The sequence below is a fragment of the Kitasatospora sp. NPDC088391 genome (assembly GCF_044753345.1).
Taxonomy (GTDB): domain Bacteria; phylum Actinomycetota; class Actinomycetes; order Streptomycetales; family Streptomycetaceae; genus Kitasatospora.
The window spans coordinates 667,662-683,203 of sequence record NZ_JBIVNB010000004.1 but is presented as its reverse complement, the minus strand read 5'-3'; the positions used below and the strand labels follow the sequence as shown (position 1 = coordinate 683,203).

The window sequence follows — 15,542 nt, the reverse complement described above, 5'->3', positions numbered from 1 at the left end:
CCCTCCCCTCCCTCCCGTCCCGACGTTCGGAAGAAGCGATGCCCAACAGCCCGGCCCCGCAGACCCTTTCCCAGCCCGCGCCCACCGTCCCGCCGCGCCCCGAGGAGCGGCGGCGGGCCGCCCTGGAGCTCGCGGGCCGCCTCTCCGCGCTGCCCGAGGACCCGTCCCGGTACGACCCGCAGGCCCGGCCGTACCGGCAGCGGGTGCGACTCGAACTGGCCTCCGCCTGCCGGGAGTTGCCCCGGCAGCCGCTGCGGCCGGCCTGGGAGCGGCTGGCGGGGCGGCGCTGGCCGGAGTCCGGTCCGGCCGTGCCGGGGGTCGGCCCGGCCGAGCTGGCGGCGACGGTGGCGTCCCCGCTGCGCCACGAGATCGTCAACCCCTATGCGGAGCACCGGCTCTACCCGTCGCCGCGCTCCAAGTTCCCGGTGCGGGTGGCGGTTTCGGACGGTTCCGGGCGGCACCTGGTGGTGCCGGAGCTGGACTCCCTGGTCCGACTGGACGGCCGGGGCGGCCCGGCCGCGCTGGAGACGGCGTCGGCGCTGGCGGCGCTGCCGGACTTCTACGGCGACCTGCGCCCGGTGCTGGCGGGCCTGGAGACCGGCCACGTGCTGGCGGCGCTGGCCGACACCGGCCGGGCGCTGGGGCTGCCGCTCACGGTCGCGGGCCCGGCGACGGGCGACTGGACCGACTGGCCGGCCCGACGGACCGGACCGGTGCTGCCGGGCTTCCGGCTGGTGCCCGCCGAGGCCGGTCCGGCCGAAGCCGACCAGGGCAACTGCACCGCAGAGGAGGGGAGTTGGGCCGAGGTCGGCTGGCGGCGCAACAGCGGCCGGGCCCCGGGCGGCTTCTACGGGTTCACCGCCCGGCACGGCGTGCTCCCGCCGGAGGCGCTGGCGGCCGTCCTCGGCGAGGCCGCCCGGGGGCCGGCGGGCAGCGGGTTCCTCGCGCGGTGGATGCCTGCGGTGCGCGTCTTCTGCGCGGTGCGCGCCGTCACGGGTCTGCCCGACGGCCTGTACGAGGCCCCGCTCGGCCCGGAGGCGGCGGCCGCGGGGCCCGCCGCCCTGCGCCGGGTCGGCGGCCTGGACGCGCTGCGCGGCGGCCTCGTGCTGGACTCGGCCCCGACCGCGGGGCTGGCCTACGACCTGGCCGGGTCGAACCTGGTGTGGGTGCTGGCCGTCGACGCCCTGCGGGCGGTCGGGCCGTCCGACACGGCTGCGGCTACGGCTACGGCTACGGCTGGGGCCACGGCCACGGCTGCCGGGGTGTCCGACGGGGAGGCGCCGGCGGCCGGGGCGGCGTTCCCGGGGACGCTGGCGGCCGTCGGCTGGCTCGCCCAGCGGATCTGCATGGGGGCCGCGGCCGCCGGGCTGTTCGCCCGTCCGCTGCGCAGCTTCCACGCGGGGACGGTGGCCGCCGGGATCGGCGCTCCCGACACCCTGGTGCCGATCTACCAGGTCGCGTGCGGGCGCAACCGGTTCACCGAGCCGGCGATCGACCTCCGGTTCCACCGCTCCGGCGCGTCCGGGGGTGCGCGGTGAGCACGGTGAACGTGGTGAGCACGGCGCGGGCGGCGAACGCGGCGGACGCGGTGCGGGCGCCCCGGCCCGGTGCGGGCGGCTGGCTGTCCTGGCACCTGCACGTGCCCTTCGCGGCGGCCGGCCGGATCGACGGCCTGGTCGCCGGTCCGCTGGCGGAGCTGGTCGCGGCGCTGCGCGCGGACGGGGCGGTCGACCGCTGGTTCTTCATCCGGTACTGGGAGGGCGGCCCGCACCTGCGGCTGCGGCTGCGGCCGACCGGGCGGTGCGCGCCGGACGTGCTCGACGCCGCCGTGCGCGCGTCCTTCGCCGGTCTGGCCGCCGCGCCGGACGATCCGGCGTCCGTCGCCGCCTACCTGGGGCGGATCTCCCGGCTGGCGCGGGCCAGCGGCCGGGCCGATCCCTCGGTGGACCCGGCGCTGGCGGGTACCGTGCGGGCGCCGGGCGTGCATCCGGCCGAGTACCTTCCGGAGTACGGGCGTTACGGCTCCGGCGCGGCACTGGACGCCGCCGAGGCGGTGTTCGAGCACTCCAGCGACCTGGCGGTCCGGGTGGCCCGGGCCGCCCCGGACGAGCTGCGGCGGAGGCTGGTCGGGCTGGAGGCGATCGCCAAGCTGGCCGACGGCGTCGCCCGCTCGGGCGGCGACCTGGACGCCCAACTGGCCCGGTACGCCGCGTACTGGCGCCGCTGGGCCGGGTCGGTGACGCCGCCGGTCTTCGACACCGCGGCCGCCGAACGGACCGCGGCCCGGCTCGCGGCAGCCCTGACCGGGCGGGGCGGGGTCTCGGTGGAGCGGCTCGCCGCCCGCGGGTCGGCCGTCGGCGCCTGGTCCGCCGCGGCCGTCGACTCGCTGTGCCCGCACCCGCCCGCCGGCCCGGGCCCGCTCACCCGGGAGGGCCTGGCCGTCTCCCAGACGCACATGACGCTCAACCGGCTTGGCATCCTGGTGCACGACGAGTACATGCTGATCACCGCACTGCGCGCGCTGCGCGGGGCGGACCTCGCACCGGGGGGCCGCACCGACGCACCGACGCGCTGACATATGGACGTGTCGACAGAACACGCCGCCGCACACCGTGAACGACGCACCGGACACACCAGGGGACCACGCATGGGGAAAGACCGCCGCCGCACACCGTCACCGGCACAGCCGCCACCACCGCCACCGCCCGGGGCCGGACCGGCCGTACTGACCGCCGAGGACGTCGAAGTGGGCGTGGGCGGGCGGCAGTTGCTCGCCCTGCCGGCGCTGGAGCTCCCGGCCGGCGGCTGCCTGGGGCTGGTCGGCGTGAACGGCTCCGGCAAGTCCACCCTGCTGAGGACGCTGGCCGGGCGCCATCTCCCGGACCGGGGCTCCGTGCTGCTGGACGGCCGACCGGTGCGGGAGCACGAGCTCGAATTCCGGCAGCGGGTCGGCGTGTTCCTCGACGACACCGACTGCTTCCCCGACCTGACCGTGGCCGAGCACCTGCGGATGGTCGCCGCCGCGCACGGGCCGGGCCCGGACGCGGCGGCCCGCTGCGACCGGCTGCTGGACGCGCTGGGCCTGCGCCACCGGGCGGACGCCTTTCCGGACACCCTCTCCGCCGGGCAGCGCCAACTCCTGCTGCTGGGCGCCGTCCTGGTCCGCCCGGCCCGGCTGCTGCTGCTCGACGAGCCCGAGCAGCGGCTCGACACCGGTGCCCGCGGGCGGCTGGCGGAGGCCCTGCTGCGCTGCCGGGCCGAGGGGACGGCGATCGTGATGGCCGTCCACGACGAGGAGCTGCTCGGCCGGGTCGCCGACCGGGTGATGGTGCTGGAGGGCGGGCGGGTGGTCGACCACGGCCCGACCGCCGAGGTGCTGGAACGGGGGGCCACGCCGTGGCGCTGACGACCCGTCGGACCGTGCCGGACGCCCCGGTGCCGGACGCCGCGGCGGCCCGGGACGCGGTCGAGGAGGCCCGCCGGCTCCGGGCCCGCCGGGCGGCCGGGGCCGCGGGCGGGCGTTCGCTGCGGGTGTGGACCGGGCTGGTCGCGGCCGCGGTGGCGTTGGCGCTGCTGGCCGGGTCGGTGGACACGCTGTCCGCGCTGGCGGGGTCGCTGCCGGTGTCCGGCGGCGGTCGGCTGCCGGGGCTGCTGGTCGGCCTGGGCACGCTCGGCGCGGCCGGGCTGCTGCGGCTGTCGCTCTGGCTGGGCCCGGTGGTGCTGCCCGCGCCGGACCTGGGCTGGCTGCTGCCGCTGCCGGTGGACCGCCGCCGGCTGCTGCGTCCCGCGCTGCGGGGGGCGCTGGCCGCCACCGGGGCGGGCGGGGCGGTGCTGGGCGCGCTGGGCGGGGCGCTGGCCGCGGCGGGCGGGCGGCCCGGTCCGGCCGGGATCGCGCTCGCCATGGCGATCGGCCTGGTGGCAGCCTGGGCGGCCACGGCCGTCGGGGTGCTCGCCGAGGGGTCGCCGCGCTGGGCCCGGGCCGTCCGGGTCGGCTCGTCCGTGCTGGCGCTGGCGGGTCTCGCGCAGTTGGGGGCGCTCGGGACGGGGGGCGGCCGGGTGGCCACCGCCGTGCTGGCGGCCTCCGGGCCGTGGGGCTGGGCGGGGTGGGCGCTCGGCGGGACGGCGGGCGGCTTCGGCCCGGGCCGGTGGGCGGCGGCGGCCGGGCTGCTGGCCGCCGCCGGGTGCGCGCTGGTCGCGGCGGACCGCTCGCTGGCCGTGCTGCCGACCGCCGACCTGGCGGTCCGCTCCCGGGCGGCGGGGCGGGCCCGGGCGGGGCTGCTGCTGCTGGAATTCCGGCAGGTCGCGCTGGTCGCGCAGGCCGCCGCCCGGGCCCGGCGGACCGGTCCGGGGCGGCTGCGGCTGCCGGTGCCGGGGAACCGGCTGCTGGTGCTGTGCTGGCGGGACGCGACGGCGCTGCTGCGCCGCCCGGGCCGGGTGGCGGCCGCGGCGGGGTGGGCCTTCGGCTCGGTGCTGCTGCTGCACGCGGCCCGGCTCTGGGCGGCGCACGCGCACCCGGCGCCGGTGGCCGCCGCCTGGCTGGGCTGCCTGCTCAGCCTGGGGCCGTACCTGGCGGCGTCCGCCCTGGTGGAGCCGGCCCGGGAGGAGACCGACCGGCCGACCCGCACGGGGCTGCTGCCGTTCTCCCCCGCGACGGTCGCCCGCTCCCACCTACTGGTGCCGACGGTGCTGCTGGCCGTCCTGGGCGCGACCGCGACGGGTGCCGCCGCACTGCTGCTGCCCGTCCCCTCCCCCGTGCTGTCGGCCGTCCTGCTCCAGTTCACGGCGGGCGCCCCGGCCCTGGTCGGCGCGGCCCTGCTGGGCGCCTACCGGGGCCCGCTCAGGTACGACCTGATGTCCGTCAGCGCCGACTGGTACGGCGCCCTCCCCTTCGTCCTCTGGTACGCCGCCCCGGCCCTGACCGCCCTCGCGGTCGCCGCCCCGTTCCTCTGGCACGCCGCCGTCACCCCGACCCTCACCGCCCCGGCCCTCCTCCGGTTCGCCCTCACCGCCCTCCTCACCACCGCCCTCGCCACCTGGCGCCTCTCCCGCCCCGCCCCCGCCCCGGCCGGGACCTGAGGGCCCGTCCCGGGCCCGACGGAGCGTCGGGTCCGGGGCGGGGCGGGGCGGGCGGGGTCAGGCCGGGCGGGTGCGGGCCCAGTCGTAGAGGTGGTGGGCGCCGGTGGTGAGGCGGGTGGCGTAGAGGGTGCCGGGGAGGCCGCCGGCGAGGTCGTCGGTGGTGGTGGTGACGCCGATGACGGTGCCGGTGCCGGTGCGGGGGTCGAAGTCGACGAAGTGCGGGCCGCCGCTGGCGCCGTGGGACATGTCGCAGGTGGTGCCCCACAGCGGGGGCGCGACGGGGCTGGGCCGGTCGGGGCCGGCGCAGTGGATCAGGCGGGAGCCGGCGTACTTGTCGGCGGGGTTGTTGAGCCGGGACGCCGGGTAGCCGAAGGTGTGCACGGACTCGCCCTCGGCGGGGCGGGTGAAGGCGATCCGCTGGCTGCCCGTCACGTCCGCGGCGCGGCGCCCGTCGGGGGCGCGGTTGAGCACGGCCACGCCGGTGTCGTGGCCGGCCTCGGCGACGTCCTCGGAGGTGGTGGTGCCGGGGTCGGCGTCCCAGGCGGTGGAGGTGGCCAGGGCGGCGGCGCTGAAGCCGCCGAGCGGCTTGGCGCCGTTGCGGTAGCCGGGGACGAAGTACACGTTGTGGTGCCAGGTGTCGTCGGCGCCGGAGGGGCCGACGCCGCGCAGGCAGTGCGCGGCGGTGAGCAGGGTGGAGCGGTTGGCGGCGGTGACGACCGTCGCGGTGCAGCTGCCGTCGTAGCCGTCGGAGAAGGTGAAGAACAGGCGGCCGACGCTCCGTTCGACGGCGCCGCCGTAGGTCCAGACGGCGCCGGGGTCGGGGGTGTCGGCGGGCAGCGGGCGGGGGTCGTCGGGGGTGGTGTCGTCCGGGGGGATCGGGGTGATCTCGGGGACCATGGCCCCGGCCAGCCGCATCCGGTCGGGGGTCCAGTAGGTCTCGACGCGTTCGCGCTCGGCGGCGGTGGTGGCCCCGGCGCGGGTGCTGGTGGCGGGCGCGGCGGCCGCGGCGGCGGGCGGCAGCAGCGCGGCGGCGGTCGCGCCCAGCAGCAGGGCGGACGCGGCGGCGGCCGCGCGGTTCGTGCGGGTTGCTCGGGAGGCGGGTGTGTTGGGCATGGCCCGAACGTAGGCGGGCCGTGTCAGGGCCACGTGTGGATCGGGTCTCGCCCGCCCGTCGGACGGGTCAGGGTCTCGTAACGGCCGCCCGGGCCCGGGCCGGTGACCTGCCGTCGGGACGGGCGGGACGGGTACGTAGGATCGGGGCCATGGCGACACGACTGGTGCAGGTCAACATGAAGGCGCGCGACGACGAGGCGCTGGGGCGGTTCTGGGCGCGGGCGCTGGGCTGGGGGGTGGAGCAGGAGGCTCCGGGGGTGACCAATCTGGAGCCGGTGGGGTTCTCGTACCCCGATCCGTCGGCGGTCTGCATCGACCTGGTGGCCCGGCCGGAGCCCAAGACGGGCAAGAACCGGGTGCACCTGCACCTGGCGACCGTCTCGGCGGAGCACCGGGCGGAGCTGACGGCGCGGCTGCTGGAGTCGGGGGCGCGGCCGGTGGACGTGGGCCAGGGCGACGGGGTGCCGTGGACGGTGCTGGCGGACCCGGAGGGCAACGAGTTCTGCGTGCTGGAGCCGCGGCCGGACCGGCCGGGCACCGGGCCGGTGGCGGCGGTGGTGGTGGACTGCGCCGATCCGCGCGGGATGGCCCGGTTCTGGGGGGCGGCCACGGACTGGACGGTGCACGAGGTCTCGGCGGAGCGCGCCGTGCTGCGCTCGGCCCGGGAGGTGGGCCCGTACCTGGAGTTCGTCCGCGTCCCGGAGCCGAAGGGCGGCTGGAACCGGATGCACCTGGACGTCCGCCCCTATCCGGGCGACGACCACGGGGCGGAGGCGGACCGGCTGCGGGCGCTGGGCGCCACCGATCCGGCTTTCGACGCCTCGGCGATCTCCTGGACGGTGCTGGCGGACCCGGAGGGCAACGAGTTCTGCCTCCTCTCCCCCGCCTGAGAAGCCGTTCGGACAGCCGCCGTCAGGGGGCCGGTCGGGTCCGGCTCCCGAACGGGTCGGGTTCGCCGGTCAGCGCGCGGGCCCGGGCGGCGGTCATCGGACGGCCGAACAGGTAGCCCTGCCCGAGCGGGCAGCCCATGGCGGCGAGCAGGTCGCGCTGGGCGGCGGTCTCGATGCCCTCGGCGATGACGGTCACGCCGAGGGTGTCGGCGATCCTGACGATGCCCTCGACGAGGGCGTGCTGCTGCGGGACGCTGCCGAGTCCGTCGATGAAGGTCTTGTCGATCTTCAGGGTGGAGATCGGGAACTCCCGCAGGTAGGAGAGCGAGGAGTAGCCGGTGCCGAAGTCGTCGATCGCGATGCCGACGCCGAGGGCGGTGAGCGCCCGCATGTCGGCGAGGGTCCGGTGGTCGCGCCGCATCAGCACGGACTCGGTGAGTTCCAGGACCAGCGCGGTCGGTGCGATCCGCCCGGTGTCGAGCGCCTCGCGGACGGTGGCGAGGAAGCCGGCGTCGCGGAACTGCCGGGCCGAGACGTTGACGTTGATCCGCAGCGGCGGGCCCGGGCGGGCGGTGTCCCGCGGCGCCCACGTCCCGGCCTCGTGGACGGCCTGGCCGAGGACCCATCCGCCGAGTTGGACGATCTGGCCGCTCTCCTCGGCGATCGGGATGAAGTCGTCGGGCAGGATGGTGCCGTGCCGCGCGTGCGGCCAGCGGATCAGCGCCTCGAACCCGGCCAGCGTGTCGTCCTGGAGGTCGACGATGGGCTGGTAGTGCAGCCGGAACGCGGATTCGGTGAGCGCGTCGTCGAGGTTCTCGTGGAGTTCGTGCCGCCGCAGCAGCCGGGCCTGGAGCGCGGGGCGGTAGTGCCGGCGCTGCCGCCGGCCGGCATCCTTGGCCGCGTAGAGCGCGAGGTCGGCGTGGGCGAGCAGTTCGGTGATGTCGGAGCTGTCCTCGGTGGTGGCCGCGCCGATGCTGGCCGAGACCCGGGCGGCGCCGGTGCCGAGTTCGAACGGTTCGGCGAAGAGCGCGAGCAGGCTGTCGGCGACGGCGTCGACGTCGGCGGGGGCGAGGGCGTTCTCGACCAGGACGGCGAACTCGTCGCCGCCGAGCCGGGCCGCGGTGTCGGAGCTGCGCAGGGCGCCGGAGAGGCGGTGGGCGACCGCGAGCAGCAGTTCGTCGCCGACGGCGTGGCCCCGGGTGTCGTTGACGGCCTTGAAGTCGTCGAGGTCGACGAACAGGACGCCGGTGACGGTGCCGCTGCGCTCGGCCCGGTCCAGGGCGTGGGTGGCCCGGTCCTGGAACAGGACGCGGTTGGCGAGGCCGGTCAGCGGGTCGTGGAAGGCCAGGTGGGTGAGTTCGCGCTCCATCTCGCGCTGCTCGGTGACGTCGCGCAGGGTGAGCACCAGTCCTTCGACGGTCGGGTCGGCGCGCAGGTCGTCGAACCGGACCTCGGCCTCGATCCGGGTGCGGTCGCGGCGCAGCAGGCGCCAGTGCTCGCGGGGGCGGGCGCGGTCGGCGGCGGGGCCGACGGGGGCCGGGGAGCCGGGGGAACCGGCGGGGTCGCGCATCCGGGCCAGCGCCCGGGCGATCCCGGGGGCGTCCTCGGGCGGCACCAGGTCGGTCAGGGCGGTGCCGCCGAGGTGGGTGTGGCCGAGCACCCGGGCGGCGGAGGTGGAGGCGTAGCGGACGGTGTCGTCGTCGTCGAGGATCAGGATGACGTCGCTGGCGTTCTGCACCAGGGTGCGGAAGTAGAGCTCGCTGTTGCGGTGGTTGATCTCCTGGCTGAGCATGGCGCGTTCGACGGCGAGCGCGGCCTGGGCGGCGAGGATCTCCAGCGATCCGCGCAGGTCGGTGAGTTCCCGTTCGGTGCCGGTGGCGACCAGGACGCCGAGCAGCGGGTCGCCGGAGGGGCGCTCGGCGAGGGTGAGCGGGCAGAGCAGGACGTGCGGCATGTCGTGCCGGAGGGCCGCGGGGCTCTGCCGGAGGTCGTCGGCGGGCAGCAGCAGCGTGGTGTGCGGCGAGGCGAGGTCGAGCAGTGCCCCGGCCTCGGGGGTGACGGCGGGCGCGGCGGGTCCGGCGGTGGGGCCGGTGGGCCGGGAGTGCGGGGTGCGGGCGACGGCGAGCCGGACGAGGTGGCCGGGGCGGGTGGGCATCAGGGCGGCGGCGGCGGCCTCGACGCCGGCGGCGATCTCGTCGACGGTGACGGCGGCGGTCAGCCGCGAACCGGCCTCGCGCAGGGTGCGTTCGCGTTCGGCGACCCGCCGGTAGGCGGCCACCACGACGGCGAGCCGGGCCAGCACCAGCAGGTAGAGGACGGCGGAGAAGGCGCCGATCACGCCGGTGTTGGCGGTGTTCCCGGCCAGCCACTCGGCCAGCAGGATGGCGGGGGCGATCAGTGCCGCGGCGGTGAGCAGCAGCAGGCGTCCGGGGCCGAGGCCGGGTTGCTGGGCGGGGAGCGGCCGGGTGAGTTCGACCATCGAGGGGTGCAGCGCGGCCGCGCCCCAGGCGGCGTAGAGCACGGCCCAGCCGAGGTCGACGGGCGTGCCGATGCGCCAGTCGCCGTGCAGTTGGATCAGCCCGTAGGCGGTGTCGGAGAGCAGGATGCCGACGGTGCCGACGGTCAGCAGTTGCAGGGAGCGGCTGGCGCCGCCGCTGGGGGTGAGCAGGCGCAGCAGCAGGGCGAGGACGACGATGTCGCCGAGCGGGTAGGCGATGGAGACGGCCTTGGAGAACCAGTCGAGGTCGGGGTTGCGGGTGTAGGGCAGGATCAGGTAGATCCAGCCGAGCAGCGCCAGGCTGATGGTGAGGACGAGGGCGTCGAGCAGTCCGGCCCAGTCCTGTCTGGCCTTGCGGCGGCGGATGAAGAGCAGGGCGCCGGCCGCGTAGAGGACGAACTCGGCGAGGTAGAAGACGTCCGCGACGGACGGGAACGGGTTGTCGAGGTGCAGGAACTGGGTCTGCACGACCTGGGTGACCTCGCCGGCGGTGAAGCTGGCGTTGGCCAGGGCGAGCAGGTACCAGGGCAGGGGATGGGCGGGGCGGTTGAGGCGGACGCCGGTGACGACGGCGGCGGCTCCGCTCAGGCCGATGGCGGTCCACCAGACCAGCCGCTGTTCGGGGTTGGCGTAGTAGATGCCGGTGAGCAGCGCCATCCATAACAGGTAGCAGGCCATGAGGAGCCGGCGGCGGGGTGTCATGGGCCACCTCCTGCGGGGCGGGTCGGGGACCGGCTGCGGGCGGACCGACGGCCGGCGGACGCCTCTGTCCACCATGGGTGCATATAGTCGAACAGCACAATTTCGTGCGCCCCTCCGTCTCCCGCGCAAGCGAGGTCAGGCCGTGGTGGAACGAGCAGGCGGTACGGTCGGCGGTGCTTCTCCCCCGCCGGACCGGGAGCTGTGGCAGGTGGTCCGGGACGGCGCGGGGCGGCACGCGGTGCGGCCTGCGGGGGCGCCTCCGGCGGCGGGGTGGGAGCGGGTGTCCGGGCCGGACGGGCGGGCGGAGTGCCGGGCGTTCGTGGCCCGGCACTGGCGGCCGGCCGAGCTGGGTCTGGGCGAACCGGGTCCGGGCGGGCCGGGTCCGGGCGGGCGGGCGGCGGGTCCGCGGCCCGGTCCGGGCGGGGCGGTGCCGGTGCACGAGGCGGTCCGAGCCCGGGCCGCGCGGGCCCCGGGGGCGCTCGCCGTGCTGGGCGACAGCGGCGCCCTGTCGTACGGGGAGCTGGTGGCGCGGGTCGGGCGGCTGGCGGGGGCGCTGCGGGCGGCGGGGGTCCGGCGGGGCGATCCGGTCGCGGTCGGGCTGCCCCGCGACACGGCCCTGGTGGTGGCCTGGCTGGCCGTGCTGGAGTCGGGCGGCGGGCTGCTGCCGGTGGACCCGGCCTGGCCCGCGGAGCGGCAGGCCGCGGTGCTGGAGCGGTGCGGGGTCGCGGTGGCGGTGGGCGGGCCGGAGCGGCCGGGGGTGCGGGTGCTCGGCCCGGACGCGGCGGCGGGGGCGGGGGCCGCGGGGGCGGTCCCGGTGGGAGCGGTCCCGGTGGGGGCGGGCGATCTGGCGTACCTGATCCACACCTCGGGTTCCAGCGGCGTGCCCAAGTGCGTGGCGGTGGCGCACGGCGCGCTGGCGTTCACCCTGGGGCGGGTCGCCCGGGCGTACGGGCTGGGGCCGGGCGACCGGGTGCTGCAGGTCGGCGCGCTGGGTTTCGACACCGCGCTGGAGCAGGTCCTCGCGCCGCTGACGGCCGGGGCCGCGGTGGTGCTGGGCGGGGTCGACCCGTGGGCGCCGACCGAGTTGCTGGAGCGGATCGGCGGGCTGCGCCTGACCGTCGCCGACCTCACGCCCGCGTACTGGCACCGGCTGCTGGAGCTGCTGCCGCCCGGCGGCCCCGGCCCGGCGGGGCTGCGCCTGGTGGTGGTCGGCGGCGACGTGGTCCAGGCCGCCGACTGCCGGGCCTTCCTGGAGCGGCTGCCGGGGGTGCGGCTGCTGAACGCGTACGGGGTGAGCGAGGCGGCGATCACCTCGACGCTGTGCGAGGTGACGGCCGGGCTGCTGGACGGGGCCGCCGCCTCGGCGCCCGCCCCGATCGGGCGGCCGCTGCCCGGGGTGCGGGTCCGCCTGCTGGACGGGCGGGCGGCACCCGTCCCGCCGGGCGGGCGGGGCGGAGTCCACCTCGGCGGTCCCGGTCTGGCGCTCGGGTACTGGCGGGACGCCGCCACGACCGCGGAGGCGTTCGGGCCGGACCCGTGGGACGGTGCGCCGGGGGCCCGGCTGTACCGGACCGGTGACGCGGGGCGGCTGCGGCCGGACGGGGAGCTGGAGTTCCTCGGACGGCTCGACGACCAGGTGAAGGTGGGCGGTTTCCGGGTCGACCCGGGCGAGGTGGAGGCGGTGCTGGCCGGGCACCCGGACGTCCGGCTGGCGAAGGTCCTCGCCGACCGGACCGCGCCCGACGGCAGCACCGCCCTGACCGCGTACTACACCGCGCCCGACCCGGAGACCGCCCGCGCCCCGGAGCGGATCGCCGAGCTCCGCGCGCACCTGGCCCGCCACCTGCCCGCGTTCATGGTGCCGGCGGCCTTCGTGCCCCTGGCGGCGATGCCGCTGACGGCGGCCGGAAAGATCGACCGCCGGGCCCTGCCGAACGGTGCCGCGGGCACCCGCCGGGGGGCTGCTCCGGGCGGCGGTCGGGACGGGGCTCCGCCCGAAGCCCCGGGCGGTGCCCCGCACAGGGCCCCTGCCGGGACTTCCGCCGGGACTCCCGCCGGAGCTCCGGGCAGCGTTCCGGAAGAAGTTCCGGGCGATGCCCTGGCCGAGGTCCCGGGCGGAGCCCCGGGCACCGTTCCGGGCGAAACCCCGGGCGAAATCCCCGGCGGCGCCTCGGACAGGCCCCCTGCCGGGACTCCCGCCGGAGCTTCGGGCGAAGCCTCGGGGGACACGACGGAGGTGGTCGTCGGGCGGCTCTGGGCCGAGTTGCTCGGGGTGGAGCGGGTGGGGCCGGCGGACGACTTCTTCGGGTTGGGCGGGACGTCGTTGCTGGCCATGGAGATGCTGGCCCGGCTCCGGTTGCTGGTCGGTCTGGACGTCACGGCGGTGCGGGCGCTGACCCGGGCGCTGTTGGGCGATCCGAGGCTGCGGGCGTTCGCCGCCGCGGTGCGGGCGGCCCGGGCGGGTGCCGGGCCGGTGGCCGGGGAGGTCGACTGGGCCGCGGAGTCCGCGCCGCGGTGTCCGGTGCGCCTGGGCGGCGGCGGGCGGGCGCCGGACCGGGCCGATCCGGCCGAGGTGCTGCTCACCGGCGCGACCGGGTTCTGCGGCGTCCACCTGTTGGAGGCGCTGCTCGCCGGTACCGGGGCGCGCGTCCACTGCCTGGTCCGGGCGGCCGACGGCGCGGCGGCGGCCCGGCGGCTGGAGGAGGCGCAGCTGCGGTTCCTGGGGCGGCGGCTGGACGATCCGCGGATCGTCGCGCTGCCCGGGGACCTCGGCGAGCCGCTGCTGGGCCTGGGGCGGGAGTGCTTCGACCGGTTGGCCGGGCGGCTGGACGCGATCCACCACCTGGGGGCCCGGGTGAACTTCCTCTACCCGTACCACCAGTTGCGGCGGGTCAACGTGGACGGCACCCGGGAGGTGGTCCGGCTGGCGGGGCACCGGCGCGGCGTGCCCGTGCACTACGTGTCGACGCTGGCCGTGCTGGCCGGTCTCGGGGCCGCCGGGGTGGACCGGGTCGACGAGCGGACCCCGCTGGCCCGTCCCGAGCACCTGGGGGTGGGCTACGTCGAGTCGAAGTGGGTGGCCGAGCAGCTGCTGCACCGGGCGGCGGCCGAGGGGCTGCCGGTCACCGTGGTCCGCACCAACGACGTGACGGGGGACCTGGCGGGCGGGAGCATGAACCCGGACACCGAGCTGTGGGCGCTGATGGCGTACTTCGCGGTGAGCGGGCGCTACCCGGCGGTGGAGCTGCCGCTGGACTTCGTGCCCGCCGACCGGTTCGCCCGCGCGGTCGCCCGGATCGCCGCGCACGCCCCGGCCGGCGGCGACGTCTACCACCTGGCCTCGCCGCGCCCGGCGTCGCTGCCGGAGCTGGCGGACCGGATGCGGGCGGCCGGGCGGCCGCTGGTCGAGGTCCCGTACCGGGAGTGGGTGCGCGAGCTGGTGGCCTTCGCCGCCGCGTGCCCGGGGCATCCGATCGCACCGTACGTGCCGCTGTTCGTGGACCGCGCGCCCGGCACCGGCCTGACGATCAGCGAGCTGTACTTCCGGCCGGTCTTCCCGCGGTTCGACCGCTCCGGGGCGGAGGCCGCCCTGGCGGGCAGCGGGATCGTGCTTCCGGACGTCGACGCGGGGCTGCTGGACGGCTGCGTGGCCCAGCTCGACCGGGCCGGGCTCCTGCCGCGCGGGGCGGGGCCGATGCCGGGGCCGGGGCTGTCGTGAGCGACGTCCACGGCCGGGCCGGCGGCCGGACCGACGACTGGGCCGACGGTCTCTTCGACGGTTTCGACCCGGCGGACGCGCCCGGGGACGGCCCGGTGGCGTTCGGTGGCGCCCCGACCGGTGCGGTGCTGCTGGCGGCGGCCCGGCGCGGGCTGTTCCCGCTGCCGGGCGACGACCTCGCGGCGGCGTACCGGGAGGCGCGGTACGGCGCGGAGGTGGCGTCGGGGCGGGTCCGGCTGCTGCCGGGTCCGGCGGGGGCCGATCCGTACGCGCTGGCCTGGTGGTGTCCCGATCCCCGTCCGGTGGTCACCGCGGGCGGGGTGCACCTGTCGACCCGGCTGCGCCGGGGCCTGCGGGGCCGGGCGGACTGGTGCAGCACGGCGGACCGGGCCTTCGCCGAGGTGGTGGCGGGCTGTGCGCGGGGGCGGAGTCCGGTCTGGCTGACCCCGGAGCTGCGGGCGGCGCTGGTGGGGCTGCACCGGGCGGGTGCCGCGCACAGCGTGGAGGTGTGGGAGGGGGACGCGCTGGTGGGCGGGGTGTTCGGGGTGGCGGTGGGCGGGGTGCTGAGCCTGGACTCGATGTTCCGGCTGCGGCCGGGGGCCGACCGGGTCGCGGTCGCCGATCTGGGCGACCGGTTCGCCGCGGCCGGCGGCCGCCTGCTGGACCTGCAGTGGGACGGTGCGCACGTCCGGGCTCTGGGCGCCCGGCCGGTGGCGCGGCGGGACTACCTCGGCGCGCTGGCCGGGCCGGGCGCCGAGGCAGTCCCGCTCGGGACGGGGCCGCTGCCGGTGGCGCGGCTGGGCTGAGCCGCTGCCCCGCCGGCTCCTCCTTCGGACTGGAGGCGGAGGCCGGCCAGGGTGAGGTCGAGTTCGGCGAGGAACTGCTCGCGGTCGTCGTGCCCGTCGAACACCTCCACGATGTGGTGCAGGAACGGGTAGCGCTCCGGGTCGAGGGCGCGCCAGTTGTCGGCGAACCGGCCGAGGTACTCCTCGCGGTCGACGGCGCCCTCGACGACCGCCTCGGGGGGCTCCTGGCCGAGGTCGGCGACGTTGCCGACCACCACGCCGACGATCGCGGAGAGCGCGTGGAAGCGCTGGCGCGGGGTCAGGTCGAGGCGCAGCAGCTGCTGGCCGAGGAGTTCGTACAGGCGCAGCGAGTTGCCCTCGGTCTCGATGTTGCCGAGGAAGCGCCCGCCGATCCAGGGGCGGTCGACCACGGCGTCGAACAGCGCGACGGCGAGGGCGCGCAGGTCGCCGATCGGGTCGTCGGTGTCGGGGCGGGCCTCGACGGCGGCCACCACGCCGCCGAGCACGTGGTCGATGGCGCGGTCGAGCAGGTCGTCCTTGCCGGAGACGTACCAGTAGATGCTGCCGACGCCGGTGCCGAGCCGGGCCGCGAGGGCGCGCAGGGTGAGTGCGGGTTCGCCGGACTCGTCGAGGAGTTCGACGGCGGCGGTGAGGACGGCCTCCATGGAGTGCGAGGCGCGGCGGCGCCCGCGGGCGGGGCGTTCGGCGGGGTGCGGTCGGGAGGCTGCCATGGGCCCCAT

At 77.7% G+C, this 15,542-nt stretch carries 10 protein-coding genes; 7 read left to right on the top strand and 3 right to left on the bottom strand.

What is annotated here, in order from left to right; all coding sequences use genetic code 11:
* The first annotated feature begins 38 nt into the window (after positions 1–38).
* From ACIQBJ_RS16285 to ACIQBJ_RS16270, 4 genes are all read left to right on the top strand, one after another.
* Positions 39–1,538 (top strand): hypothetical protein, encoded by a 1,500-nt coding sequence (locus ACIQBJ_RS16285; protein ID WP_400709601.1) that lies wholly within the window; start codon positions 39–41, stop codon positions 1,536–1,538.
* Positions 1,535–2,575, top strand: a complete 1,041-nt coding sequence (locus ACIQBJ_RS16280; protein WP_400709598.1) for a thiopeptide-type bacteriocin biosynthesis protein — start codon at positions 1,535–1,537, stop codon at positions 2,573–2,575. The genes ACIQBJ_RS16285 and ACIQBJ_RS16280 overlap by 4 nt, the downstream gene beginning before the upstream one ends.
* A 72-nt stretch (positions 2,576–2,647) precedes the next feature.
* Entirely contained in the window at positions 2,648–3,406 is a 759-nt protein-coding gene (locus ACIQBJ_RS16275; RefSeq protein ID WP_400709595.1) for an ATP-binding cassette domain-containing protein, read from the top strand.
* The gene (locus ACIQBJ_RS16270) at positions 3,397–5,076 is read left to right on the top strand and encodes a DUF6297 family protein (protein WP_400709592.1); all 1,680 of its coding nucleotides are present in this window, start codon (positions 3,397–3,399) and stop codon (positions 5,074–5,076) included. The genes ACIQBJ_RS16275 and ACIQBJ_RS16270 overlap by 10 nt, the downstream gene beginning before the upstream one ends.
* 57 nt (positions 5,077–5,133) lie before the next feature.
* Here ACIQBJ_RS16270 and ACIQBJ_RS16265 read toward each other — a convergent pair whose 3' ends face one another.
* Entirely contained in the window at positions 5,134–6,189 is a 1,056-nt protein-coding gene (locus tag ACIQBJ_RS16265) for a trypsin-like serine peptidase (RefSeq protein WP_400709589.1), read from the bottom strand.
* A gap of 149 nt (positions 6,190–6,338) precedes the next feature.
* Between ACIQBJ_RS16265 and ACIQBJ_RS16260 the strand changes: the two genes are divergently transcribed.
* Positions 6,339–7,079 carry a VOC family protein gene (locus ACIQBJ_RS16260; RefSeq protein ID WP_400709586.1) on the top strand — a complete coding sequence of 247 codons (741 nt, stop codon included), beginning with the start codon at positions 6,339–6,341 and terminating at the stop codon, positions 7,077–7,079.
* Positions 7,080–7,101: 22 nt separating this feature from the next.
* Here ACIQBJ_RS16260 and ACIQBJ_RS16255 read toward each other — a convergent pair whose 3' ends face one another.
* Positions 7,102–10,278 carry a putative bifunctional diguanylate cyclase/phosphodiesterase gene (locus ACIQBJ_RS16255; RefSeq protein WP_400709583.1) on the bottom strand — a complete coding sequence of 1,059 codons (3,177 nt, stop codon included), beginning with the start codon at positions 10,276–10,278 and terminating at the stop codon, positions 7,102–7,104.
* A gap of 142 nt (positions 10,279–10,420) precedes the next feature.
* Here ACIQBJ_RS16255 and ACIQBJ_RS16250 point away from each other — a divergent pair, with 142 nt between their 5' ends.
* Complete coding sequence (locus ACIQBJ_RS16250; protein ID WP_400709580.1) at positions 10,421–13,996, top strand: amino acid adenylation domain-containing protein; 3,576 nt, start codon at positions 10,421–10,423, stop codon at positions 13,994–13,996.
* On the top strand, positions 13,993–14,802 hold the full coding sequence (locus ACIQBJ_RS16245) for a leucyl/phenylalanyl-tRNA--protein transferase (protein ID WP_400709577.1): 810 nt from the start codon (positions 13,993–13,995) through the stop codon (positions 14,800–14,802). The genes ACIQBJ_RS16250 and ACIQBJ_RS16245 overlap by 4 nt, the downstream gene beginning before the upstream one ends.
* Here ACIQBJ_RS16245 and ACIQBJ_RS16240 read toward each other — a convergent pair.
* Positions 14,721–15,533, bottom strand: a complete 813-nt coding sequence (locus tag ACIQBJ_RS16240) for a TetR/AcrR family transcriptional regulator (RefSeq protein ID WP_400709574.1) — start codon at positions 15,531–15,533, stop codon at positions 14,721–14,723. The two genes, ACIQBJ_RS16245 and ACIQBJ_RS16240, sit on opposite strands and share 82 nt — an antisense overlap.
* Positions 15,534–15,542 lie beyond the last annotated feature (9 nt).

Coding starts and splice junctions, on each gene's coding strand:
- ACIQBJ_RS16240 (WP_400709574.1), bottom strand. CDS start 15,533: ATGGCAGCCTCCCGACCGCACCCCGCCGAACGCCCCGCCCGCGGGCGC.
- ACIQBJ_RS16275 (WP_400709595.1), top strand. CDS start 2,648: ATGGGGAAAGACCGCCGCCGCACACCGTCACCGGCACAGCCGCCACCA.
- ACIQBJ_RS16255 (WP_400709583.1), bottom strand. CDS start 10,278: ATGACACCCCGCCGCCGGCTCCTCATGGCCTGCTACCTGTTATGGATG.
- ACIQBJ_RS16285 (WP_400709601.1), top strand. CDS start 39: ATGCCCAACAGCCCGGCCCCGCAGACCCTTTCCCAGCCCGCGCCCACC.
- ACIQBJ_RS16260 (WP_400709586.1), top strand. CDS start 6,339: ATGGCGACACGACTGGTGCAGGTCAACATGAAGGCGCGCGACGACGAG.
- ACIQBJ_RS16265 (WP_400709589.1), bottom strand. CDS start 6,189: ATGCCCAACACACCCGCCTCCCGAGCAACCCGCACGAACCGCGCGGCC.